Raw genomic sequence first — 23455 nt, 5'->3', positions numbered from 1 at the left:
GGAAGGGCCGCACCCCTCGGGGTGCGGCCCTTCCGCCTTCTCGGAGAAGCGGGATGAGCGCGGGAAGCACGGCGTTTCACGTGAAACACCGTGTTTCACGTGAAACGTGCCTCACCGGGTGGCGCCGGTGACGATCCAGCGCCCGGAGCGTGAACGCAGCCAGAGCGTCGCCATCCGGACCGCCATCATCAGCGTCATCGCCCCCCACAGTGCCGTCAGCCCGCCGCCGAGCGTCGGGATCACCAGGGCGACCGGGGCGAAGACGGCGAGGGTCAGCAGCATGGCCCAGGCCAGATAGGTCCCGTCCCCCGCACCCATGAGGACTCCGTCGAGAACGAAGACGACGCCGGAGATCGGCTGGGAGAGCGCGACCACGAGCAGAGCGGGAAGCAAGGTGTCCTGGACCGTGGTGTCGCCGGTGAAGAGAGGAATGAACAGGGGGCGGGACGCGATGATCAGAACACCCAGCACCACGCCGGAGGCCACGCCCCACTGGACCATACGGCGGCAGACCTGACGGGCGCCCTCGGCATCGTCCGCGCCGAGATAACGGCCGATGATGGCCTGGCCCGCGATGGCGATCGCGTCGAGGGCGAAGGCCGTCAGGCTCCACAGGGACAGGATGATCTGATGGGCCGCGACCTCCGCGTCACCGAGGCGGGCAGCGACGGCCGTGGCGATCAGCAGGACCGCGCGCAGCGAGAGCGTACGGATGAGGAGCGGAGCGCCGGCCTGGGCAGAGGCGCGGATACCGGCCAGGTCGGGGCGGAGGGAGGCTCCATGGCGGCGGGCACCGCGGACGACCACGACGAGGTAGGCGGCGGCCATGCCGCACTGGGCGATGACCGTGCCCCAGGCGGAGCCCGCGATGCCGAGGTCGGCACCGTAGACCAGGCCGACGTTGAGGGCGGCGTTCGCCGTGAAGCCGGCGATGGCCACGTAGAGCGGTGTACGGGTGTTCTGGAGGCCGCGCAGGACGCCGGTGGCGGCCAGGACCACCAGCATCGCGGGGATCCCGAGGCTGGAGATCCGGAGGTAGGTGACGGCGTAGGGGGTCGCGGTGTCGGAGGCCCCGAAGACGTCGACGAGCCAAGGGGCGCCGGGCAGGGTCAGGGCGACGACGGCGGCGCCGAGGAGCAGGGCGAGCCAGATGCCGTCCATGCCCTGCCGGATGGCGGCTTGGAGGTCTCCGGCTCCGACCCGGCGGGCGACGGCGGCTGTGGTGGCATAGGCGAGGAAGACGAAGACGCTGACGGCGGTGGACAGCAGTGCCGCGGCGATCGCGAGGCCCGCCAGTTGCGGGGTTCCGAGATGGCCGACGACGGCGCTGTCGACCATGAGGAACAGCGGCTCGGCGACCAGAGCACCGAAGGCCGGCAGGGCGAGGGAGAAGATCTCGCGGTCGTGCTGGCGGCGGATGGCCTTGGAGGTCGCGGGGGCCTGGGTCATGAGGTCAATCTAATCTTCCACAGGTAAGAGATGCAATGGGCAAGTAGTCCTTACTTGCGGAGGCTGGCGGGCTTCGGAAGTGGGTTGTTTGTTCTGATCTTGGTCCGGTGGGAAAAGTTTTTCTCCCCCACAGCCCGTGGATCGAAAAAGACCAGGTCAGGAGCGTGGGGCGGCAAGTCCTATGAGTTTGTCCACATGGCTGTCCCCCGCTGCGTGCACAGGTTCCGGCGAGTTCTCCACAGCATCTGGCCCTTCACCCACAGGGCCTGTGGATAACCAGATTGGCTGACGCCCCTCGCGGGCCTACCGTGGACCGGCGCCCGACGCGCCAAAAGCGGTCGCGAAGCCACTCTTTGATCAAGGCCGTGGCGTAGGAAAGAGTGGCATGGCGAGGTCCGCGGAGCGGACGGGAGGAGGTGGCTTGGTGAGCGTTACCGAGCCCTTGGACGACCCCTGGGCCGACAGCGGACCCAGTGACCGGCTGCCCGCCCGTTCCCGCGGCGAAGGGCGTGGCCGCGGCAGAGGGCGTGACGACCAGCACGAGCGGGGCGGCGACGGCCCGTGGGACGGCGGGCTGTCCGGCTTCGAGCGTGTTCCCCCGCAGGACCTCGACGCCGAGCAGTCCGTCCTGGGCGGCATGCTGCTCTCCAAGGACGCCATCGCGGACGTCGTGGAGATCATCAAGGGCAACGACTTCTACAAACCCGCCCACGAGACCGTCTACGCCGCGATTCTCGACCTCTACGCCAAGGGTGAGCCGGCCGACCCCATCACCGTCGGCGCCGAGCTCACCAAACGCGGCGAGATCACCCGTGTCGGCGGCGCCTCCTACCTCCACACCCTGGTCCAGTCGGTACCGACCGCGGCCAACGCCTCGTACTACGCGGAGATCGTCCACGAGCGGGCCGTCCTGCGCCGCCTCGTGGAGGCAGGCACCAAGATCACGCAGATGGGATACGCGGCCGACGGGGACGTCGACGAGATCGTGAACTCGGCCCAGGCCGAGATCTACGCGGTCACCGAGCAGCGCACCACCGAGGACTATCTGCCGCTCGGCGACATCATGGAGGGGGCGCTCGACGAGATCGAGGCGATCGGCTCCCGCAGCGGCGAGATGACCGGTGTGCCCACCGGCTTCAGCGACCTCGACTCGCTCACGAACGGCCTGCATCCCGGCCAGATGATCATCATCGCGGCCCGTCCCGCCATGGGTAAGTCGACCCTCGCCTTGGACTTCGCCCGGGCCGCGTCCATCAAGCACAACCTGCCCAGCGTCATCTTCTCGCTCGAAATGGGCCGCAACGAGATCGCGATGCGTCTGCTCTCGGCCGAGGCCCGGGTAGCACTGCACCACATGCGCTCCGGCACGATGACCGACGAGGACTGGACCCGTCTCGCCCGTCGGATGCCGGACGTCTCGCAGGCGCCGCTCTACATCGACGACTCCCCGAACCTGTCGATGATGGAGATCAGGGCGAAGTGCCGCCGGCTCAAGCAGCGCAACGGCCTCAAGCTCGTCATCATCGACTATCTGCAGCTCATGCAGTCGGGCGGATCGAAGCGGCAGGAGAGCCGACAGCAAGAGGTCTCCGACATGTCGCGAAACCTGAAGCTCCTCGCCAAGGAGCTGGAACTGCCCGTGATCGCGCTCTCGCAGCTGAACCGTGGCCCCGAACAGCGCACCGACAAGAAGCCGATGGTCTCCGACCTCCGCGAGTCCGGCTCCATCGAGCAGGACGCGGACATGGTGATCCTGCTCCACCGCGAGGACGCCTACGAGAAGGAGTCTCCCCGCGCGGGCGAGGCGGACATCATCGTGGGCAAGCACCGTAACGGCCCGACGGCCACGATCACGGTGGCCTTCCAGGGCCACTACTCCCGCTTCGTGGACATGGCCCAGACCTGACGTTCGTGTCCGCCGACAAACCGGGGAGCTTCGGGGAGGGGCGTCGCGTTGGATGGGGGCCATGACGACATCTTTCGAAGCCTTGCTGCCCGGTACCGAGCGGGCTCTGCTGCATCGGGTCGCCGTCGCTCAGTCCGAGGGGCGGGCACCGTCCTTCGTGGGGGCGGTGGTCCGGGACGGGGCGCTGGTCTGGAGCGGGGCGCGCAGTTGTGTGGACGGGCACGCTCCGGACAGTGACACGCAGTTCAGGATCGGCTCCCTGACCAAGGTATTCACCGCGGTGCTGGTGATGCGACTGCGCGACGAGGGGCTCCTCGGACTTGACGATCCGCTGGAGCGGCACCTCAAGGGCACGGGCGTGGGGGAGGTGACGGTCGCTCAACTGCTCGGGCACAGCGGTGGACTCGCGGCCGAGACCCCCGGGCCGTGGTGGGAGCGTTCGTCCGCCGCGCTGCGGCCGGAGCTCTCGGACGTCCTGGGGGATCAGCCGTTCCTCTCGACGCCGGGGCGACGGCACCACTACTCCAACCCCGGCTACACGCTGCTCGGTTCGCTGGTCGAGGCCGTGCGGGGGGTGTCCTGGGAAGAGGCCCTGCGGCGCGAGGTCCTGGAGCCTCTGGGTATGGGCCGTACGACCGTCGATCCCGTCGCCCCGCACGCGGGCGGTTGGGCGGTGCACCCCTGGGCCGATGTGATGCTGCCGGAGCCGGCCGAGTCCCTGGGGCTGATGGCGCCGGCGGGGGTGCTCTGGTCGACGGCGGCGGACCTCGCCCGGTTCGCCGCGTTCCTCGCGGCGGGTGACGAGCGGGTGCTCGCGGCGGCTTCCGTGGAGGAGATGAGGGCGCCCGCCTCCCCGGCCGGTGAGGGGGAGTGGGAGGGGGGCTACGGGCTCGGTCTTCAACTGCTGCGCAAGGACGGCCGGACCTTGATCGGTCACACCGGATCCCTCCCCGGCTTCGTCGCCGCCCTGTGGGTGAGCGTGGAGGACGGGCTTGCGGCGATCGCCCTTGCCAATGCCACCTCAGGGCCGCTGACGGCGGCTGTGGCCGCCGATCTGGTGCGGATCGTGGCAGAGGCGGAGCCGAGGTTCCCGGAGACGTGGCGCCCCCTTCCGGAGGCCGAGGTCGACGAGGACCTTCTCGCTCTCACGGGCCCCTGGTACTGGGGCACGTACGCCTACGGACTGCGGCTCGGTTCCGAGCGGGGAGTGGTGCTCGAACCTCTGCGAGGAGCCGGGCGGCGCGCGCGCTTCAGGGCGCTGCCCGAGGGAGGTTGGGTCGGGCTGGACGGCTACTACGCGGGGGAGATGCTCCGGGCGGTCAGGCGGGCCGACGGCAGCGTCAGCCACCTCGACCTCGGCTCGTTCGTCTTCACGCGGGAGCCGTACACGCCTGCGGACGCCGTGCCGGGCGGGGTGGACGAGGCAGGGTGGCGCGGTCTCTGAGCGTCGTGCGGTGTTTCACGTGAAACGGCGGGCCGGGGCCTGTGCCCCGGCCCGCTCGCTCCGTCTCAGAGGCTCTTCTTGAAGCCCACGTGCGAGGCGTCGAAGCCCAGGCGCTGGTAGAAGCGGTGGGCGTCGGTGCGCGTGGCGTCGGAGGTCAGCTGGACGAGCTGACAGCCCTGGTGCCGGGACTCCTCGACGGCCCACTCGATGAGCTGGGTTCCCAGGCCGCCACCCCGCTCGTCGGCGTGGACGCGGACGGCTTCGATGAGGGAGCGCACGGCGCCCCGGCGGGAGAGCCCGGGGATGATCGTCAACTGGAGGGTGCCGACGACCTTGTCCGCGCGGACGGCCACGACGAGGTGCTGGTGGGGGTCGTCCGCCAGACGCTCGAAGGCGGCGAGGTACGGGCCGAGGTCGTCCGGCGATTCGCGCTGGGCGCCCAGAGGGTCGTCCGCGAGCATCGCGACGATGGCTTCGACGTCCGCCGCCGCAGCGGGACGTATCTCAAGATCGCTCATGGCCCGCAGCGTACGCCGGTCCGTTGTCGATGCCGCTCATGCCCATGTTCCGTCCCTGACTGCCGACTCGCGTCAGGCAGGAACGCCCACGCCCTCCACGACCTGGACCAGAGGGGCCAGTTCCGGGTTCTTCGCGGCTTCGTCCAAGGCTTCGCGGAGCGCGCTGTCGTTGGTGGGGCGGGCCTCTTCCAAAAGCTTCAGACCGGCTTCGGTGACATCGGTGTAGATGCCGCGCCGGTCGGTGGCGCAGAGGTACCGGGTGAGCAGTCCGCGGTCTTCGAGCCGGGTGACGAGCCGTGTGGTGGCGCTCTGGCTGAGCACGACCGCGTCGGCGACCTGCTTCATCTGGAGGTGGCCACCGGGGCCGCTGTGCTGGCGGCTGAGCACGTCGAGCAGCGAGTACTCCCGCACGCTCAGACCGTGCCGGCTCTCCAGGGCGCGCTCGATGTGGGACTCGATCCTGCCGTGCAGCAGGGAGAGCGCGCACCAGCGCTGGGAGAGGGCGGTGAGGGCGGGGTCCGTCGCGGTCATGGTCTCTCCTCGGTCTCGCCTCGGCACCGGAGTGGCTCGTGACCCAGGGTAGACGATGGAACGCAATAATGCGCGCGTGCAAGTAAATATCGCCCGGGCCCGCAAGGGTCGCGGGCAGGGCTACCCGGCGGCGACGGTCAGGGGAGCGAAGCGGCGGCGCCAGTCACCGGGGAGGTCGGGAAGGGAACGGACCATCACCGCGTTCGAGGCGATCGAGTCGACGCCGTTCTCCTTCATCCAGCTCAGCAGTGCTGTGTGGCGGACGTCGATGTCCGTGCGCAGCGGCCGGTCGGTGGCGGCCGCCAGTGAGGCGATCAGGGCCTTGGCCGTCTCGGAGTCCCGGGCGATGAGCGGTCCGACGACATGGGTGTCCATATTGGGCCAGGCGGCGGCGAAGCCCGTGATCTCGCCGTCCTGCTCCGCGACCCGGAGGTGGTCCGCGAACGCGGGAAGCCTGGTGATGATGTGGGTACGGTCGAGGCCGAAGACCTCGTGGTCCAGTCGCAGGATCGCCCGGAGGTCCTCCGCCGTCGCAGGGCGCACCGGGACGGCCGGGGCGGGCGTGGTGAAGGTGAACCGTCCCAGCACCATCTCCGCCCGGCTCGTCTCGGTGAAGCCCAGCTGCTCGTACAAGGGCTGGCCGTTCGCGGTGGCATGCAGGGTGAGGGGCGTTGTCCCGGCTTCCGCGACGACGTGTTCCATGAGCCGGCGTCCCACCCCTCGGCGGGCGTACCGCTCGGCGACGAGGACCATGCCGATCGCGGCGAGCTCCGGGCCGTACGGCGTGACGACGGAGCAGGCGATCAGCCCGGCTCCGGAGGGGGCGTCGATGCCGTAGCCGGTACCGGCGGTGAGCAGCAGTCCCCATTTGTGTTCCTCACGATGCCAGCCCCGGTTCTCAGCGAGGTCGGCGCAGGCGGAGAGGTCGCCCGAGGTGAGGTGCCGGATGGGGAGCTGCGCGAGGGCGGAGGGGGAGATCGGCATGCCGTCAGGCTGTCCGACCCGGCGATCTTCCGTCCACCTCTTTACCGGATCTGGCCGATACCCGAGGAGGCGTTGATTTCCACCCCGCGACATGAGGACGATGTTTCACGTGAAACCGCGTAGACAGCGACTGCACCTCTTCGACCTCGACGGCACCCTGATCCGGGGGTCGGCCGCAGCGGTGGAGATCTCCCGGCAACTGGGGGTGGGCGACGAGATCGCTGCGCTGGAAGAGGGCTTCCTGCGGGGCCTGACACCGGACGAGTTCGCCGTCAGGGCCCGTGAGCTGTGGGCCGCACTCACCGAGGACCAGGTCGCGGCCGCGTTCGAGGAGGCACCCTGGCTGATGGGCATCCGTGAGGTCTGGGCCGACATCCGGGATCGGGGCGACCGCTGTGCGGTCATCTCCCTCTCCCCCGACTTCTTCGTCGAGCGGCTCCTCGACTGGGGTGCCGACGCGGCACACGGCTCGCGCTGGCCGACCATCCCCTTCACCGAGCCGATCCACCGGCCGAGCATCCTCGACGCGAGGGCCAAAGTGCGGATCGCGGGCCGCCTCTGTGAGGAGTTCGGGGTGGACCCGTTTGACTGCGTCGCTTATGGAGATTCGATGTCCGACGCGAAACTCTTCGCGATCGTGCCGGAGACCGTGGCCGTGAACGCGGATCACCATCTCGCAGGGCTCTCCCGCCACAGCTACGACGGCGGTGATCTGCGCGAGGCCTACGCTCTGGTTCAGAACAGCGCAGCCTAGCCAGAAACCAGGCCCTTTGGACCCAGAACACCGCTTTCCGTCCGACGGGCCGGAGGGAACGGGCATGCTGCGATCACGGAAGCCGTCCAGCGCGAGGCGAGGCACATGATGGATGCTCCGACCACCACGAAGGTAACGGAGGACACGGACGAACCCCGAATATCCGGCGAGCCCTCCGCCGACGCGGTACTCGTACGGCGCACCCTGGAGGAGATCGCCCCGGTCGCCGACCGGGTGACCTCGTACTTCTACGCCCTGCTCTTCATCAGGAACCCCGAGCTGCGCGAGATGTTCCCCGTGGCGATGGACACCCAGCGGGACCGGCTTCTGAAGGCTCTCCTCACCGCGGCGGAGCGCATGGACGACACCCCCGCGCTCACGGCGTACCTGGAGAACCTCGGCCGCGGGCACCGCAAGTACGGCACCCGGTCCATCCACTACCCGGCCGTGGGCGAGGCTCTCATCGGAGCGCTCGCCAGGTACGCGTCGACGAGCTGGGACGGGGAGACCGAGGCGGCATGGGTCCGTACGTACACGACGATCTCCCAGATCATGATCGACGCGGCCGCGGAGGACGAGGTGGCGGCGCCCGCCTGGTGGCATGCCGAGGTGGTCTCCCATGAGCTGCGGACCCCGGACATCGCCGTCGTCACGCTCCGGCCCGACCAGCCGTACCCCTTCCTCGCGGGGCAGTACACGACGCTGGAGACCCCGTGGTGGCCCCGGATCTGGCGCCACTACTCCTTCGCGTCGGCGCCCCGGCCCGACGGACTGCTCTCCCTTCACGTCAAAGCGGTCCCGGCCGGCTGGGTGTCCAACGCGCTGGTCCACCGGGCACGCCCCGGGGACGTGCTGCGTCTGGGCCCGCCGGCCGGCTCGATGACGGTCGACCACGCCACCGACACCGGCCTGCTCTGTGTGGGCGGGGGCACCGGGATCGCGCCGATCAAGGCCCTGGTGGAGGACGTGGCGGAGCACGGGGACCGGCGGCCGGTCGACGTCTTCTACGGGGCGCGCAGCGGTCACGACCTGTACGACATCGACACGATGATGCGGCTCCAGAAGACCTTTCCGTGGCTCTCCGTCCACCCGGTCACGGAGGAGCAGGGGCGGCTTCCGGAGGCCGTCTGCCGCTACGGCCCCTGGAGCGGGCGCGACGCCTACCTCTCGGGTCCGCTCGGCATGGTCCGTCGCGGAGTGGACGCGCTCCGGGGAGCGGGGATTCCCGTGGAGCGCATCCGCCATGACTTCCTCGCGGAACTCACCCCGGCGTAGGGTTCCGGTCAGCCGAGGTCGGGGGCGTGCATCGCGCGGACGCCCTCGATGTTGCCGTCGAGGTAGTGGCGCAGGGAGAGCGGCACGAGGTGCACGGCGGCGATGCCGACCCGGCTGAAGGGCACCCGGACGATCTCGTACTCGCCGACCGGTTCCTCCATCTCGGGGCCGTGGCGCAGCGAGGGATCCATGGAGTCGAGCCGGCACACGAAGAAGTGCTGGACCTTCACCCCGGAGACCCCGCCGTCGACGATGTGCTCGACGGTGTCGACGAAGCAGGGCACCACGTCGGTGATCTTGGCGCCCAGTTCCTCGTGGACCTCGCGGTGCAGGGCTTCGACGACGGTGGTGTCGGAGGGTTCAACGCCGCCACCGGGCGTGAGCCAGTAGGGATCCATCCCCGGCTTGGTGCGCTTGATGAGGATGAGGTCGTCCCCGTCGAGCAGGATGGCGCGTGCGGTGCGTTTGATCACGGGCCGTTCGTTCATGGGAAGAAAATGGCCCGTCCCAGGTGTCCTGAAACTCACCAGCCCGCCGCGGCTCGCAACAGTTCCTCGTGAGCCCGTGCGATCGGCGACAGCGCGAGCGTCCCCGCACGCACGACCAGGAAGTAGGTGCGCAGCGGAGGGACCGGCGGGTCGAGCAGCGCCACGAGCACGCCCTGCTCCAACGCCTCCTCGCAGAGGTAGCGGGGCAGGACGGCGAGCCCGGCCCCGGAGGCGGCGGAGTCCCGCACCGCCCGCAGATCGGGGGCGATCACCGTGGCGGCGACCGTCGGCTCGGACTCGAAGACGCCGGTCCAGTAGCGGGAGACGAACGGCAGTGACTCGTGCACCTCGACCACGGGGAGCTGTTCGAGGACGGTCGCGCCCTCGCGGCGGAGCGCGTCGGGGGACAGCCGGGCCGCCCAGTGGGGCGCCGCGACCAGGACGTACTCCTCGTCGCAGAGGGGGGTGGAGATGAGCAGGCCGCCCCGGGGGCGGGCGGTGGCCACGGCCAGGTCATGGTGGCCCGCGGCGAGGCCGTCCAGGATCTCCTCCGTGTTCCCGAGGAACGACGCCCGTACGGCGAGGCCCCGGCCGACGAGGGGAGTGAGGGCGGGCAGCACACGGAACGCGGTGAACTCCGGGAGCCCTGCGACATGGAGGGTGCGGACGCCGCTCTCCTCGTCGAGGCCGGTCCCGGCGATCTCGACGAGGGCGTCCAGGTGCGGAGCGGCCCGGTGCGCGAGTTCGTCGCCGATGGTGGTCGGGGTGACTCCACGGGCCCGCCGGAGGAAGAGCGGCCGGCCGAGTTGTCGTTCGAGGGTGCGAATCTGACTGGTGACGGCCGGCTGGGAGAGGCCGAGGAGCGCGGCCGCGCGGGTGAACGAGCCGGCCCGGTGCACGGTCACGAACGTGCGCAGCAGGGCCAGGTCCATGTCCGTCCCCTCCCGGCCGGGCGGCCGTTCGACTCAGGCGGTCGGCTGACTGCGCCTCAGGAACGTCCAACTATAAATAAGTCGATAGGTCTCTGTCGCTACCGTGATTGGACACTGACGCTCGGTCAACTAGCCTTGCACAGGCGGTCTCCGCGCGTGGAGCGCGGCGTTCCGAGCCACGAGGGGGGAGGCTCGGAGCGCCCCGCTCCGCGTATCCGCGGCCGGTGGCAACGGACTCAGCCGGCGGCTCCGGTCTCGTCGAGGGCCCGCAGTACATCGGCGATCAGGTCCTCCGGGTCCTCGGCGCCGACGGAGAACCGGATGAAGCCCTCCGCGACCGCGTCCCCGCCCCAGCGCCCGCGCCGCTCCGCCGTGGAGCGCACGCCGCCGAAGCTGGTGGCGTCGTCCACGAGCCGCAGCTCTTCGAGGAACCGGTCGGCCCGCTTCCGGTCCGCGAGCTCGAAGGAGACGACGGACCCGAAGCGCCGCATCTGCCCGGCCGCGACCGCGTGCGAGGGGTCGCCGGGCAGTCCGGGGTACCGCAGCCCGGTCACGTCCGCGCGCTCGGTGAGCGTCCGGGCGAGCGCGAGGGCCGTGGAGCACTGGCGGTCGATCCGCAGGTGGAGCGTGGCGAGCGAACGGTGGGCGAGCCAGGCCTCCATCGGACCGGGAATGGCCCCGACGACCTTGCGCCAGCGCCGCACCTCCGCCGCCCGCTCGGGGTCGCGGCAGCTGACGTGGCCGAGCAGGATGTCGCCGTGCCCGGTCATGCCCTTGGTGTCGCTGGCGACGGAGAAGTCCGCGCCCAGCACCAGGGGGCGCTGGCCGAGCGGGGTGGCGAGGGTGTTGTCGACGGCCACGAGTGCCCCCGCTGCATGCGCCTCCCGCACCAGGCGTCGGATGTCGCAGACATCGAGGCCGGGGTTGGACGGGGTCTCGATCCAGAGGAGCCGGGCCCCGTCGAGCACGGCGAGCTGGCCGTCGCCACCGGTCGGCGCGGTGCGGACCTCGATGCCGTACGCCCTCAGCTGCTCGTGCAGCAGGGGCAGGGCCTGGTAGCCGTCGGTGGGCAGCACCACCGCGTCGCCCGCCTTCAGCTGCGAGAGGAGGACGGCGGAGATCGCGGCCATGCCCGAGGCGAAGACCAGCGTCTCGACGCCCTCCTCCCCCGGCGCCTCCAGCTCGCCGATGGCCCGCTCCAGATGGGTCCAGGTGGGGTTCTCGTCGCGGCCGTAGGTGTACGGCCCCGTCGGCTCGCCCGGCAGGTGGAAGTGCGCGGCGAAGACCGGCCCCGGCAGCGTCGGCTCGTACTTCACGGGTTCGGGAAGCCCCGCCCGCACGGCACGCGTGCCGTCGCCGTAGTCCTTGTCGGTCACGGTGTCCGCTCCTCAAGCTCAAGGCGTACGGCGGCGAGCAGTCCCGCGCTCGCGGCCTGCGCCGTGTCTGCACACCCCTCGAAGCCCTCACGCCCCCGGGAGGAGGCCGTGCGGTAGGTCATGGCCCCCACTCAGTCACCGTCGGGGAGTACGACGTTCAGCGCCCACGAGACGACGGAGATGATCAGGCCGCCCAGGACGGCGGTCCAGAAGCCCTCGACGTGGAAGCTGAGGTCGAACTGCTCGGCGAGCCAGGACGTGAGGAGCAGCATCAGGGCGTTGACCACGAGGGTGATCAGGCCAAGCGTCAGGATGAAGAGGGGCAGCGTCAGCAACTTGACGAGCGGCTTGACCAAGAAGTTCACGAGCCCGAAGACCAGGGCGACGAGAATGAGGGTCAGGGCCTTCTTGCCGGTGCTCTCACCGGTCAGGGTGATGTCCTGGAGCAGCCAGATGGCGACTCCCAGGGCGCCCGCGTTCGCGAGCGTCTTGACTACGAAATTCATCATGTGTCTGATCGTGGCAGACATGATCGGGCCGAGGGCAGGGGCGTACGGGCGATGAAGGCATTCCGACTGGACGAACTGGAGGCGGAGCGTGCCGCGAACAAGGGCGCGTATCTCCAGTTCCTGCGGGAGCGGAACATGTCGGTGGGCCTGTACGCGCTGGACGCCGGGGAGCTCGACCCCCAGCAGCCGCACCGTCAGGACGAGGTGTACTTCGTCGTGAGCGGCCGGGCGGCGATCACGGTCGGGACGGAGACGACCCAGGTGGCTCGCGGCAGCGTGGTCTACGTGCCGGCCGGGGTGGAGCACAGGTTCCACCACATCAGCGAGGACCTGCGGGTGATGGTGGTCTTCTCCCCGCCGGAGAGCTGAGGGTCGGGGACCCGGACCCCCTAGGGGGCGGGTCAGGGGAGAGCGGGGGCCACGGCGGCCCCATAGGCCTCTTACGGCCCCTAGCCTTGAGGTTGTTCGGCGCGGAGTGCGCGGAACGGACTTCGAGAGCGAGGTAGGACGATGGCCGTACAGGAGATTCTCGCGGGGATGCCCTGGTGGGTGAAGTGGGTCGCCGTACCGGCGCTCGCCCTGCTCGTCTTCGGCGGGCTGATCACCAGCGTCCTGGCCTTCGTGGTCGGACTGCTGTTCAAGGTGCTGCTCTTCGTGGCCCTCGTCGCCGGACTGATCTACGTCGTACGGAAGTTCAGTGCCTCCGGCCGCTCGCGTGAGGAGTGGTAGCACAAGCTACTGATCGGTATGGGGGCGACGGAGGGTATTAGCCCGGCCGGGGGAACGCACTGGTCGAATCGGGGCGGGGGCCCAGGGGCTGCCCTTAGAGTGGGATCTCTCCGCCGCTTTGGGGACTACAGGTGTAGATCTCCCTACTGACCAGCGGTTTCCCAGGCCCGGCGGGCGCGCGGGGGCGGCCCCCGCGGGCGGGTGCGATGCATCCGTCGTCACGCCTGGGGGTGACCTTTGGCCACGGCTACGCATACGGCTGCGCCTACCCTGATCGGCTCGGTTCAGCGCGCGCTGAGACTTCTGGAGGCCGTGGCCTCCCATGAGGGCGGCGCGCCGGCCAAACAGCTCGCCCGTGAGACGGGCCTCCCGCTGCCCACCACGTACCACCTGCTCCGCACCCTGACGCACGAGGGCTATCTGCGCCGCGAGAAGGGTGTGTTCGTGCTGGGTGAGGCCGCGGCCCGGCTGGCCGGCGGCGAAGCCGTGCAGAATCGTCGCATCAAGATCGAAGACTCCCTTGCCCGCTGGCGGGACGAGATCGGTGTGCCGGTGTACTTCGCCCTCTATCGCGAGGGGGAGGTCGAACTCGTCGCGGTCGCCGACACTCCTGCCGCCCCCGCCGTGGAGGAATGGGCCGATTTCCGGCAGACCGCCCACGCCCATGCGATCGGTCAGTGTCTGCTGAGCCAACTCGATGTGAAATCCCGTCAAGACCACCTCGACCGGTATCCGGTGGAAGCCATCACTCCGTTCACTGTGCGTAACCGCCGTGTGCTTCTGGAGCGTCTGGATGGTTTGGGGCGAATGGAGCCTCTGGTGGAGCGTCAGGAATATGCGCTCGGCACGGTTTGTGCCGCGATCCCCATCACCGCGGGCTCCGCGGCGGCCGCCATGGCCATTTCTGTCCCTCTTCACCAAGAAGAACGGTTGCTCCCCGCAGTCGAACGACTACGCACAGAGATCGGACGGCTCTTCAGTTCCCTCGCTTTCTCTATCAGTATCTGAAAAATCACTCCTTGTGATCTGCTAGCGCGTACAGCACGATTGCGTCAAGAGGGCACGGGGGATCATTCCTGGCCGTTTCGGTCACAGCTTTCAGCAGCGGTGTTTACACAACTGCTCCATCTACTGCGGGGTACACGATGCGAGAGTCCGTTCAGGCGGAAGTCCTGATGAGCTTCCTCGTCTCCGAGGAGCTCTCCTTCCGGATCCCGGTCGAACTGCGATATGAGACCCGGGATCCCTACGCGGTGCGGATGACCTTCCACCTTCCCGGGGACGCTCCCGTGACCTGGGCCTTCGGCCGGGAGCTGCTGCTCGACGGCATCGCCCGGCCGAGCGGGGACGGCGACGTGCACATCGCCCCGACGGAGCCCGAAGGCCTTTCGGACGTCTCCATCCGGCTCCAGGTCGGCGGCGACCGTGCCCTGTTCCGGGCGAGCGCGCCGCCGCTCGTGGCCTTCCTCGACCGTACGGACAAGCTCGTCCCGCTCGGGCAGGAACGGAGCCTCGGCGACTTCGAGGACAACCTGGAGGCCGCTCTCGGCCGGATCCTGGCCGAGGAGAGCGCGGGACCGGCCGCCTGAACCGGCGCCCGCCCTCTCGTACGTCTGCAACCACGCGGCTCGTACGTACCCACCATCCCGGGTTCGTACGTCACCCGCCATGACGTCGCGCGTACGAGTCACTTGGCGCGGCGGCGCCGTCCGCCCCGTGCCGTCGCGGGCCGGGTCCCCCCGGAAGCCGGTCGGTCGGCGGAGACCACCAGGGCCGCGAGCGCCGTGGTGACCGGCACGGAGGCGACCAGGCCGATCGACCCCACCAGGGTCCGCACGATCTCCTCGGCGATCAGCTCGCTGTTGGCCACCGTCCCCATGCTGCTCTGCGCGATCGAGAAGAGCAGCAGCAGCGGGAGGGCGGCACCGGCGTAGGCGAGCACAAGCGTGTTCACTACCGAGGCGATGTGGTCGCGTCCGATCCGGATGGCGGCCCGGTACAGGGCGCGCGGCCCCATGCCCGGGTCGGCCTGGTGCAGCTCCCAGACGGCCGAGGTCTGGGTGACCGTCACGTCGTCGAGCACACCGAGCGAACCGATAATGATTCCGGCCAGGAGCAGGCCGGACATGTCGATGCTCGGGTACAGGCCGTGGATCAGACCGGTGTTGTCGTCGGTGTTGCCGCTGAGCGAGGCCCAGCCGATGAAGAGCGAGCCGAGCAGGCCGATCAGCAGCAGTGAGATCAGCGTCCCGAGCACCGCGACCGAGGTGCGGGCCGAGAGGCCGTGGCACATGTAGAGGGCGATCAACATGATCGCGCTCGACCCGACCACCGCCACCACCAGCGGATTCGATCCCTCCAGGATCGCCGGCAGGATGAAGAACGTCAGCACCAGGAAGCTCGCGACGAGCGCGATGAGCGCCATCACGCCGCGCATCCGGCCGACGAGCACGACGACGAGGGCGAAGATCCCGGCCAGCACCGCCAACGGCACCTTGCGGTTCACGTCGGTCACCGAATACTGCAGGTCACGCGGGGCGTCGGGGGCGTACGCCACCACCACCCCCTGGCCCCGGTCCAGTTGGCGGGGCGCGTCCGGCTGCACGATCTCGGTGAACCTGCGTCCCTTCTCCGGGCCGCTGACCAGTTCGACGGTCGCCTTCTCGCACTGTCCCCGCTGGGACTCGACGGCCTCGCGCCCCTCCGGGGTGGAGGTGTCACCGGTCGGCGGGACCTGCGCGGCGTTCACGTCCTTGCAGTCGACCTGCTCGACGGCGACGACCCTGCCCTGCTCGGTCTGCCGGTCGAAGCCGACCCCGGTGCGGTCGTGCGCCGGGGCACCGCCCGGCCACAGCACCGCGAGGCCGACCACGACGGCGGTGGCGAAAGGGATCAGGACGGCCGCGATGACCTTGCGCAAGTGCCGGGACACCGGGGCGGCGGGGCCGTGGCTGTGGCTGTGGCCGTGCCCCTGGCCGTGCCCGTGGGAGGGGCCGGGACCGGGGTCGTGGCCGTGCGGCTCGGGAGTCTGCTCGGGGGAAGTCACCGACCGATCATCGCAAGAACGGCGGGGGCCCACTGTTCAGCACGCCAGGGATGACGCTAGCGTGGTGGCACCTTTGCACACGCGGGAGCTCGGAGCACCGGGCTGAGAGGGCGCTGATCACCGTACGCGCGTACGGGAAGAGGCTGCGCCGACCGCCGAACCTGTTACCGGGTAATGCCGGCGTAGGGAGATCGGTCTCATGACCATTCAGGACGCACGCACGCCTGCCTCCGACCAGGACGGCACCTCTGTCGACGGCGAGCGCACGCCGGGCTGGCACAAGGGGTACGTCCAGGGCTCGCGCCCCGACCTCAGGGTGCCGGTCCGTCAGGTACACCTCACCAACGGCAAGGACGTCACGCTGTACGACACGTCCGGCCCGTACACCGACCCCACCGTCGACACCGACGTACGACGGGGCCTCCCGCCGCTGCGCGAGAACTGGATCATCGGCCGCGGCGACACCGAGGAGTACGCGGGCCGCCCGGCCCGCCCCGAGGACGACGGCATCAAGCACACCTCGCCGCGCGGCGGCGGGCTCAAGAACCTCGACGCCGTCTTCCCCGGCCGCCCGCGCCTGCCGCGCCGGAGCCGCGACGGCCGGGCGGTGACGCAGCTCGCGTACGCCCGCCGGGGCGAGATCACCCCGGAGATGGAGTACGTGGCGATCCGGGAGAACGTCTCCCCCGAGGTCGTACGGGAGGAGATCGCCGCGGGCCGCGCGGTGCTCCCGGCGAACGTCAACCACCCGGAGATCGAGCCGATGATCATCGGCAAGCGGTTCCTGGTGAAGGTCAACGCCAACATCGGCAACTCCGCCGTCACCTCCTCCATCGAGGAGGAGGTGGAGAAGATGACCTGGGCGACCAAGTGGGGCGCCGACACGGTCATGGACCTGTCCACCGGACGCAACATCCACACCACCCGCGAATGGGTGCTGCGCAACTCCCCCGTGCCCATCGGCACCGTGCCGCTCTACCAGGCCCTGGAGAAGGTCGACGGCCGGGCCGAGGAGCTGACCTGGGAGATCTACAAGGACACGGTCATCGAGCAGGCCGAGCAGGGCGTGGACTACATGACCGTGCACGCCGGCGTACTCCTGCCGTACGTGCCGCTCACCGCGCGCCGCAAGACCGGCATCGTCTCGCGCGGCGGCTCGATCATGGCCGCCTGGTGTCTCGCCCACCACAAGGAGAACTTCCTCTACACGAACTTCGAGGAGCTCTGCGAGATCCTGGCGGCGTACGACGTCACGTACTCGCTCGGCGACGGGCTGCGCCCCGGCTCGATCGCGGACGCCAACGACGAGGCGCAGTTCGCGGAGCTGCGCACGCTCGGCGAGCTGAACACGATCGCCAAGCGCCACCACGTGCAGACGATGATCGAGGGCCCCGGGCACGTCCCGATGCACAAGATCAAGGAGAACATCGACCTCCAGCAGGAGATCTGCGAGGAGGCGCCGTTCTACACGCTCGGCCCGCTGACGACGGACGTGGCGCCCGCGTACGACCACATCACCTCCGGCATCGGCGCGGCGATGATCGCCTGGTGGGGGACGGCGATGCTCTGCTACGTCACGCCCAAGGAGCACCTGGGCCTGCCGAACAGGGACGACGTGAAGACGGGGGTCATCACGTACAAGATCGCGGCGCACGCGGCCGACCTCGCGAAGGGGCACCCGGGCGCTCAGGAGTGGGACGACGCGCTCTCGGACGCGCGGTTCGAGTTCCGCTGGGAGGACCAGTTCAACCTGGCGCTCGACCCGGACACCGCGCGGGAGTTCCACGACGAGACGCTGCCCGCGGAGCCCGCGAAGACCGCGCACTTCTGCTCGATGTGCGGTCCGAAGTTCTGCTCGATGAAGATCAGTAGAAGCATCACAGAGCAGTTCGGCGGCGACGCGGACGCCACCCCGGATGAGATCGAGGCCGGGATGCTGGAGAAGTCCAAGGAGTTCGCGGCCTCCGGCAACCGCGTCTACCTTCCGCTGGCTGACTGACCTGCGCAAACGAGGCTGACCGACGGCATTCCGGGGGGAGTCGTCGGTCAGCCTTCGTTGTTCTGTGGACTGATCCTTTGACGTCGGAGCGTCCACCAGCACATGTTGGGGACGCTCCGATAGCCGTGCAGCCAGTAGGAGTAGATGGGTTAGCCGAGATAGGGCCGTTCGCGGTGCTCCATGTAGTGGCTGAGCCTGAGTCGCTGCGTGTGGTGCATGGGAAGTCGGTCCAGCTCGTCTGGAGGAACGAACCGTAGCTCCGTCGACTCGTCCGAGATTGCCAGCTCGCCGCCGACGATTCGTGCGGTGAAGCAGACGTTGAACTGCCGGCGCACCTCTCCATCCGAGTAGGCGATGATGTGCCTCGGGTCGGTGTACGTGCCCACTAGCCCGGTGACCTCCACGTCCAAGCCGGTCTCTTCCTTGACCTCACGGACGGCCGTGCCGGGAAGTGAGTCAGTGAGGTCCATGCCCCCGCCAGGGAGGGCCCAGAGATCGTTGTCGCGTCGACGCTGGAGCAGGATGCGCCCCTGGGCGTCGGTGACGACGGCTGAGGCCGCGACAACCATGCTGTTCGGCTTGGGAGCGTTCGGGTCGTCGTAGTACTCGGTCCGTCCCATGGTCACCCCTCATGCTGTACGGGGGTCGCTGTGGACCACACCGCGTTGAAGCTCTCGGCGTAGGTGTCGAACATGCCGCCTTCGCCGCTTCGCCGAAGGTGCCACACCGGGGCCCCGTATGCATTGACCCCCCAGACGTGGGCATTGACCAGCAACTGATCGTCGGCGCGGTAGAGCGAGTTGTAGAGCGTCGTGGCGTGGGTCCGGACGTCGATGCCCGACACGCCGACCAAGGGCCGGTAGTGCATGAGCGCCAGTTGGCAACGGGACTCGATGCCGTGGCCGAACTTCTCCTCCTGGCCGCGCGCCCGAACGTTCTCACTCTCCGCGTCGCCTACAGCGATCCGGATCGCACAGCCCTCTGCGGCTCGCTCCCGAAAGAGATCGTTCAATCGGGGGTACGCCTCATGCAAGAAGATTGCGGCGTAGACCAGCACGTCAATGCGCTCGCGTGCCTGGGCCAACATGTCCACGAACGCTGACACGGGGACATCCGCCCTCTGCTCATAGAGCGTCACGAGTTCCGGGCTTATCGCTCGCGCCGCGCGCGCCTGCCGGAGTGCCGGCCAGAGTGCGTGCACGTCTTCTCCTAAGGTCTCTGCCGCCCGCATGGCCGTGACCCGGCGTGGCGTACGACTGAGATTGACCCACCGTTCAACGGACTTGGGGTCAACATCGACCTCTATCGCGAGGGCGGCGTACGTCCAGCCTCCGTCCGCCATGACGGCACGAAGTCTCTCGTTCGGCATGAGTCTCCCCCTGATCCTTGGGACGGCACTAGGGACGTTCTACCGGACGTGGGACGTCCCGAAGTGGGGTTTGGTGGAGGTTCCTCCGTCCTTCTGGCCGACGCGATGATCGCGGAAAGCGTCTGCGGCATCGAAATGGAGCGGCACAGGTGATGACGACACAAAATGCAACGCCCTCGCCGGACCTAGACCACCCGCAGTCTCGGCCTGGCATCGGTGATGTGGCTAAGGACATGGTCAGTGGGCGTATCGGCGTCGTCATGGGCGATGTTGGCGGCCGTGTGCAGCTGCGGCCGTTGCGAGGGGGCATCGAGTGGGAGGCCATGCCCCGTGACGTCGTGGTGCCCAGGGCGCGGGAAGAGCTGAGCGCGCGCCTGGAGGCCAAGAACAGCAACAGTCGGTCGGGTCTGTGATGCGGGTCATCGGCCGGTACGCGGGGGTGCTGTTCATCATCTGCATCAGCGGTTCGTGTGGCCTGGTGCTCGGCATGGCGCTGGGCACCAGCCCATAGACCGGTTCCCCTGGGCGGGTGCCAATTTCCGTGGCTCCCCCGTCCCGTCCAGGGGGACCTCCCACACACGCCTCCTGGCCGCTTTCGAGCTCAGCTCGGTGGCCGGCGGCGACTAACGATGATCTCCCGTCCTCGGTCTTCCGGCCGCTATGGGTCGTGACGGGGAGGCCGAGGGCGGGTTGCACCACGTTCGTTGACAGCGACTACCAAGGGAGCATCCATGGGATGGGGAACTGGTAAGGGCGGAAGCGGCGGCGACGGCAAGCACTCGGGCGGCAAGGACCCGGGCACCTCCAGGCCGTCGCCGGACACCAAGTCGCCCAAGGCCGACCCGAAGCACAAGAAGGACTGAGGCCGTGACCAAGCAGGACGAGGCGGCCGAGCAGATCGCGATGCGTGGTCTGCTCGGCGAGGTCACCGCGGATCTCGGCGCGCCACTTGCGCGGGTGTGGGAGGAGGCATTCTGGGCGGTGCCCCGGCACCGGTTCCTGCCGGACCGTGTATGGCTCGGCACCGACCTGTACCCGTGCGACCGGAGTACCGATCCGGGCGGATGGCTGAGCGCGGCCTACGAGGACGACTCGGTGGTGACCCAGATCAACGACGGCAACGCCCCTGCCGTATCCGAATCGTGGGCGTCGTCTTCGGCATCCGCTCCCTCGATCGTGTTCCGCATGCTCGACATGCTGGACGTGAAAAGCGGTCACAAGGTGCTGGAGGTGGGTACGGGAACGGGCTGGAACGCCGGTCTCCTCGCCCACCGCGTCGGAGCGGACAACGTGGCCACGGTCGAGGTGGACCCGGTCCTTGCTGTACAGGCGGCGCTGAACCTCAAGAGGGCGGGTCTGGAGCCGGAGGCGATCTGCGGTGACGGCGCGGCTGGCTACCTTGCCTCGGCACCGTACGACCGGATCATCGCCACCTGCTCCGTGCGGGAGGTGCCCCGTGCCTGGGTGGAGCAGACCCGGCCGGGTGGGGTGATCCTCACGCCGTGGGAGACCCCGTGGGTGTGTTACGGGCTGGTGCGCCTGGTCGTGGACGCCGGCGGCCAGGCTTCGGGCTGGTTCCACCCGCACTCCGCGTTCATGCTGATGCGCAACCAGCGCACGGACCTGCGGATCTTTCAGGATGTGGTGCGGGATGACCATGTGCCGGATGAGTCCTCGACCGGTCTGTCTCCGTGGGCGGTCACGGGCAACGACTTCGCTGCCCAGTTCGCGATCGGCCTCCAGACGCGGGATGTGTGGAGGTCCTGGCACGACGACCCGGCCGTGGACGGAGTCGCCTCGCGGCTCTGGCTCGCCACCACGGACGCCACCTCATGGGCGGCGGTCGACTGGGACGGACAGAGCGAGGACCGGTTCACGGTGTGGCAGTACGGGCCGCGCCGGCTGTGGAACGAGGTGGAGGCGGCTCACGCCTGGTGGCACAACGTCGGCAGGCCGGGCCCGGAACGCTTCGGCCTGACCGTGAGGCCCGACGGCACGCACGCGCCGTGGTTCGACCGGCCTGATCAGGTGGTGCCCCGTACGGGCTGAGCTACGACAACTAGAGACCGGACCACCCCTTGGCCTGGACAGCATCGGGGGTGGTCCGGTCGTGGAATCCCTGTTCAGGACCCCGGTGCCGATGGTACCGGGGTGGTCGTCGTGCCCGCAGAAGGGGCTGATCCCAACCCCGCTTTTGACTTGGCGAGTTGGAGAGGAGCGCGCGGCGTGTGGGTTGAGTGGGCTTGTTGGCCCGGGGAGTTGACGGGTGGTGCACGTGGCATCGCGTCCGGCTGGAGCGGCTTTGGCCGGTGGCCTGCCCGGTCTGGGGTCGGGCATGTTCAGGGGGCCGTACGCTGGCCCGGCAACTCGGGCAGGCTTTGCCCCTGCCCGGAATTTGAACGAGTGGCCCCCTGGACTTGCCCGACGCGGGACCCGGACCGGGGAGGTGGGTAAAGCCGTGGAAGCCGGTCGCCCCAGCCACAGAGCCTCGGCCACGTGCGGCCCTTCGGGGGATGCCGGCGGGATCGGCTCGTCGGGGCTGGCGTGTAGGTGGGCCAGGGCGTGGACATCCGCCGGGTGCCTCGCGGGGCGCTGCCTGGTGGTGCGACTGCGGGCGGTTGGGTTGCTTCCTGACTCATCCGGTTCGCCTTCGGGCTTTTGCGGCGCGAGTGGACCGGCCGCCGGAGCGGTGGCGGAGACAAGGAGCGGCGGCGGCCTGAGGCCGCCGCGCCGCGCGGCCCGCGTGCGGGCCGCCTTGATCCAGTAAAGAAACTCTTAACAGCCCTGCTGCCGTAGGGGCTTGGCCGCGCCATGGCGAAACGATCCGGCGCAATCTGCGCATCTCTGACCAATCTGGGATCCATATGTCCTAGTGGTGACGATTCGTGTGGGTCTGCTCTCCGGATCGGCAGAACTTATCCACAGGCTCGGGATTGCAGGGTGGTCCCCGGTAAGTGGCTCGGGCTCACCACGGTGAGGTCGTGACCGTTTCGCGCCCTGTAGGAGGTCGCTTTAGTGAGCGCGGTGGTGAGTGGGGACTGCTGTGGTGGATTCGTCGGCCGCAGGTGTCACACAAGGCCCGCTTTTCGCACTTGCGGCAGGTGAAGGACGCGAGACAGGTGCGGAGGGAACGCATGAGGTGCGGACAGCGTCAGGGCTGCCTTCTGGGGCGCGAAATGGCGAAACATACCCCGGGATCGCCGGTTAGCCAAACCGGTGATTCTCCGGAACATGGAGGGCCGGAAGCGAAAGGAGGTCGGAAGACGTGATGCCGCTCGATGCCGCATGGGATTTCTTCCCGGGAGTGTGGCCACGGTGTAGCCGTGACATCGGCGGGCCCGGTTCTCGCTTGCGTGGTCCGTCGTGCGGGACGGCCTCAACGGTTGTTTCCCGTCCGGTGGCACCCGTAGGCGATGACGGCGAACAGGGGCGGCGAGGGCGGCTAGACCTGGAGGTCGGAGCGCTTTCGGCTGGCGGGCTTGCCTGGGACGGTGTCCGGCTTGCCCGCTGGAATGGGCAAGCCCTCAAAGGTGAACGGGCAAGCCGTGGGTCAGCTTTCGGGCAAGCCCCGGTGAGTTGTATCGAGCGCGTCAGCAAGGAACGGCACGACATGAACGGGGCGGGAATGAAGAAGCACGAGGCGGCGGAGATTGCGGCTCGCCTGGCGGAGATGGAACAGAAGGTGGCTCGCCTGGAGGAGTTGGCTCGTCAGGTCGATGCGCAAAAGGCTGCTACGACTTCTTCGGCTTCTCGGTGACTCCGGCGAGCTGCTGAAAGATGCTCAAGAGGCTGTCCAATCTTGCGTCGATCGCGTTCAGACGCTCAGACAGCTCGACGTATTCGGGTGTGGGCATGTGCCGGTCCGGTCCCTGCTCGCTGGTGTTGGCCTTCGGGCTGGTGCTGGCCGGCAGGGTGTCGACGACGAAATTGCCCACACCCGGCTTGGAGTAGATCAAGCCCTCGTCTCGCAGGACGCGGAGGGCTGAGCGGGCGGTCATGTTCGCGATCTCGTACTCGGCTTCGAGGTCGCGGGATGACGGGACGCGCTCACCCGGCTTGATGCGGCCAGACCGGATCTGCTTGCGGATCTCGTCGGCAACCAGCTGGTAGGGCGGGGTGTGGGAGTCCCTCGGCAGAGTCATGTGT

General features: G+C 69.0%; 25 protein-coding genes and 1 riboswitch. Of the genes, 12 read left to right on the top strand and 13 right to left on the bottom strand.

Annotated features, from left to right (window positions below):
- Positions 1 to 111 precede the first annotated feature (111 nt).
- Entirely contained in the window at positions 112 to 1449 is a 1338-nt protein-coding gene (locus ACFWV2_RS00305; protein ID WP_384399378.1) for an MATE family efflux transporter, read from the bottom strand.
- A gap of 424 nt (positions 1450 to 1873) precedes the next feature.
- On the opposite strand from ACFWV2_RS00305, the gene dnaB reads away from it, so the two are divergent.
- Together dnaB and ACFWV2_RS00295 are read left to right on the top strand one after the other, a co-directional pair.
- On the top strand, positions 1874 to 3355 hold the full coding sequence (dnaB, locus tag ACFWV2_RS00300; RefSeq protein ID WP_384399376.1) for a replicative DNA helicase: 1482 nt from the start codon (positions 1874 to 1876) through the stop codon (positions 3353 to 3355).
- A gap of 61 nt (positions 3356 to 3416) precedes the next feature.
- The gene (locus tag ACFWV2_RS00295) at positions 3417 to 4799 is read left to right on the top strand and encodes a serine hydrolase domain-containing protein (RefSeq protein ID WP_384399373.1); all 1383 of its coding nucleotides are present in this window, start codon (positions 3417 to 3419) and stop codon (positions 4797 to 4799) included.
- Between the two features lie 65 nt (positions 4800 to 4864).
- Here ACFWV2_RS00295 and ACFWV2_RS00290 read toward each other — a convergent pair whose 3' ends face one another.
- The 3 genes from ACFWV2_RS00290 to ACFWV2_RS00280 all read right to left on the bottom strand — a co-directional run bounded on the left by ACFWV2_RS00290 (position 4865) and on the right by ACFWV2_RS00280 (position 6832).
- Positions 4865 to 5317: a GNAT family N-acetyltransferase gene (locus ACFWV2_RS00290; RefSeq protein ID WP_384399370.1), complete on the bottom strand. Its 453-nt coding sequence runs from the start codon at positions 5315 to 5317 to the stop codon at positions 4865 to 4867.
- A 72-nt stretch (positions 5318 to 5389) separates the two neighbouring features.
- Positions 5390 to 5848, bottom strand: a complete 459-nt coding sequence (locus ACFWV2_RS00285) for a MarR family winged helix-turn-helix transcriptional regulator (RefSeq protein WP_384399367.1) — start codon at positions 5846 to 5848, stop codon at positions 5390 to 5392.
- A gap of 120 nt (positions 5849 to 5968) precedes the next feature.
- On the bottom strand, positions 5969 to 6832 hold the full coding sequence (locus ACFWV2_RS00280; protein ID WP_384399364.1) for a GNAT family N-acetyltransferase: 864 nt from the start codon (positions 6830 to 6832) through the stop codon (positions 5969 to 5971).
- Between the two features lie 100 nt (positions 6833 to 6932).
- On the opposite strand from ACFWV2_RS00280, the gene ACFWV2_RS00275 reads away from it, so the two are divergent.
- Both ACFWV2_RS00275 and ACFWV2_RS00270 read left to right on the top strand, forming a co-directional pair.
- Positions 6933 to 7586 (top strand): HAD family hydrolase, encoded by a 654-nt coding sequence (locus ACFWV2_RS00275; protein ID WP_384400298.1) that lies wholly within the window; start codon positions 6933 to 6935, stop codon positions 7584 to 7586.
- 105 nt (positions 7587 to 7691) lie between these two features.
- Positions 7692 to 8861, top strand: a complete 1170-nt coding sequence (locus ACFWV2_RS00270; protein ID WP_384399362.1) for a globin domain-containing protein — start codon at positions 7692 to 7694, stop codon at positions 8859 to 8861.
- 8 nt (positions 8862 to 8869) lie between these two features.
- On the opposite strand, the gene ACFWV2_RS00265 is transcribed toward ACFWV2_RS00270, so the two are convergent.
- From ACFWV2_RS00265 to ACFWV2_RS00245, 5 genes are all read right to left on the bottom strand, one after another.
- Positions 8870 to 9349, bottom strand: a complete 480-nt coding sequence (locus ACFWV2_RS00265; RefSeq protein ID WP_384399359.1) for an NUDIX domain-containing protein — start codon at positions 9347 to 9349, stop codon at positions 8870 to 8872.
- Between the two features lie 35 nt (positions 9350 to 9384).
- Positions 9385 to 10281, bottom strand: coding sequence for a LysR family transcriptional regulator (locus ACFWV2_RS00260; RefSeq protein WP_384399356.1), 897 nt, complete (start codon positions 10279 to 10281; stop codon positions 9385 to 9387).
- Positions 10282 to 10517: 236 nt separating this feature from the next.
- Entirely contained in the window at positions 10518 to 11657 is a 1140-nt protein-coding gene (locus tag ACFWV2_RS00255) for a cystathionine gamma-lyase (protein WP_384399353.1), read from the bottom strand.
- On the bottom strand, positions 11654 to 11779 hold the full coding sequence (locus tag ACFWV2_RS00250) for a hypothetical protein (protein ID WP_384399350.1): 126 nt from the start codon (positions 11777 to 11779) through the stop codon (positions 11654 to 11656). Before ACFWV2_RS00250 ends, ACFWV2_RS00255 begins: the two co-directional genes overlap by 4 nt.
- Positions 11780 to 11788: 9 nt before the next feature.
- Positions 11789 to 12166 carry a phage holin family protein gene (locus ACFWV2_RS00245; RefSeq protein ID WP_384399347.1) on the bottom strand — a complete coding sequence of 126 codons (378 nt, stop codon included), beginning with the start codon at positions 12164 to 12166 and terminating at the stop codon, positions 11789 to 11791.
- A 51-nt stretch (positions 12167 to 12217) separates the two neighbouring features.
- Here ACFWV2_RS00245 and ACFWV2_RS00240 point away from each other — a divergent pair, with 51 nt between their 5' ends.
- From ACFWV2_RS00240 to ACFWV2_RS00225, 4 genes are all read left to right on the top strand, one after another.
- Positions 12218 to 12535 (top strand): cupin domain-containing protein, encoded by a 318-nt coding sequence (locus ACFWV2_RS00240; protein WP_360788105.1) that lies wholly within the window; start codon positions 12218 to 12220, stop codon positions 12533 to 12535.
- 141 nt (positions 12536 to 12676) lie between these two features.
- Positions 12677 to 12895, top strand: coding sequence for a DUF5326 family protein (locus ACFWV2_RS00235; protein WP_384399343.1), 219 nt, complete (start codon positions 12677 to 12679; stop codon positions 12893 to 12895).
- A gap of 237 nt (positions 12896 to 13132) precedes the next feature.
- Positions 13133 to 13903, top strand: a complete 771-nt coding sequence (locus ACFWV2_RS00230; protein ID WP_384399340.1) for an IclR family transcriptional regulator — start codon at positions 13133 to 13135, stop codon at positions 13901 to 13903.
- 137 nt (positions 13904 to 14040) lie between these two features.
- A complete protein-coding gene (locus tag ACFWV2_RS00225; RefSeq protein ID WP_360788096.1) occupies positions 14041 to 14484 on the top strand; it encodes an SsgA family sporulation/cell division regulator in 444 nt (147 codons plus the stop codon).
- Positions 14485 to 14582: 98 nt separating this feature from the next.
- Here the strand turns inward: ACFWV2_RS00225 and ACFWV2_RS00220 are convergent, their stop codons facing one another.
- Positions 14583 to 15941, bottom strand: a complete 1359-nt coding sequence (locus tag ACFWV2_RS00220; protein WP_384399337.1) for a YibE/F family protein — start codon at positions 15939 to 15941, stop codon at positions 14583 to 14585.
- A 71-nt stretch (positions 15942 to 16012) separates the two neighbouring features.
- Positions 16013 to 16147: riboswitch (TPP riboswitch) on the top strand.
- On the opposite strand from ACFWV2_RS00220, the gene thiC reads away from it, so the two are divergent.
- The gene (gene thiC, locus ACFWV2_RS00215) at positions 16141 to 17940 is read left to right on the top strand and encodes a phosphomethylpyrimidine synthase ThiC (protein ID WP_384399335.1); all 1800 of its coding nucleotides are present in this window, start codon (positions 16141 to 16143) and stop codon (positions 17938 to 17940) included. Its footprint overlaps the riboswitch before it by 7 nt.
- A gap of 149 nt (positions 17941 to 18089) precedes the next feature.
- Here thiC and ACFWV2_RS00210 read toward each other — a convergent pair whose 3' ends face one another.
- Complete coding sequence (locus tag ACFWV2_RS00210) at positions 18090 to 18560, bottom strand: NUDIX domain-containing protein (protein ID WP_384399332.1); 471 nt, start codon at positions 18558 to 18560, stop codon at positions 18090 to 18092.
- Between the two features lie 2 nt (positions 18561 to 18562).
- Positions 18563 to 19309 (bottom strand): XRE family transcriptional regulator, encoded by a 747-nt coding sequence (locus tag ACFWV2_RS00205; RefSeq protein WP_384399329.1) that lies wholly within the window; start codon positions 19307 to 19309, stop codon positions 18563 to 18565.
- 152 nt (positions 19310 to 19461) lie between these two features.
- Here ACFWV2_RS00205 and ACFWV2_RS00200 point away from each other — a divergent pair, with 152 nt between their 5' ends.
- The 3 genes from ACFWV2_RS00200 to ACFWV2_RS00190 all read left to right on the top strand — a co-directional run bounded on the left by ACFWV2_RS00200 (position 19462) and on the right by ACFWV2_RS00190 (position 21358).
- Complete coding sequence (locus tag ACFWV2_RS00200; RefSeq protein WP_384399326.1) at positions 19462 to 19722, top strand: hypothetical protein; 261 nt, start codon at positions 19462 to 19464, stop codon at positions 19720 to 19722.
- Between the two features lie 318 nt (positions 19723 to 20040).
- Positions 20041 to 20172, top strand: a complete 132-nt coding sequence (locus ACFWV2_RS00195; RefSeq protein WP_384399323.1) for a hypothetical protein — start codon at positions 20041 to 20043, stop codon at positions 20170 to 20172.
- Between the two features lie 4 nt (positions 20173 to 20176).
- The gene (locus ACFWV2_RS00190) at positions 20177 to 21358 is read left to right on the top strand and encodes a methyltransferase domain-containing protein (protein ID WP_384399320.1); all 1182 of its coding nucleotides are present in this window, start codon (positions 20177 to 20179) and stop codon (positions 21356 to 21358) included.
- A 1682-nt stretch (positions 21359 to 23040) separates the two neighbouring features.
- On the opposite strand, the gene ACFWV2_RS00185 is transcribed toward ACFWV2_RS00190, so the two are convergent.
- Positions 23041 to 23451, bottom strand: a complete 411-nt coding sequence (locus ACFWV2_RS00185) for a GntR family transcriptional regulator (protein WP_384399317.1) — start codon at positions 23449 to 23451, stop codon at positions 23041 to 23043.
- Between the last annotated feature and the right edge of the window lie 4 nt (positions 23452 to 23455).

The sequence above is a fragment of the Streptomyces sp. NPDC058671 genome (genome assembly GCF_042716475.1).
Lineage (GTDB): Bacteria > Actinomycetota > Actinomycetes > Streptomycetales > Streptomycetaceae > Streptomyces.
The sequence above is the reverse complement of the archived record's forward strand: the minus strand, read 5'-3'. Positions and strand labels throughout refer to the sequence as shown.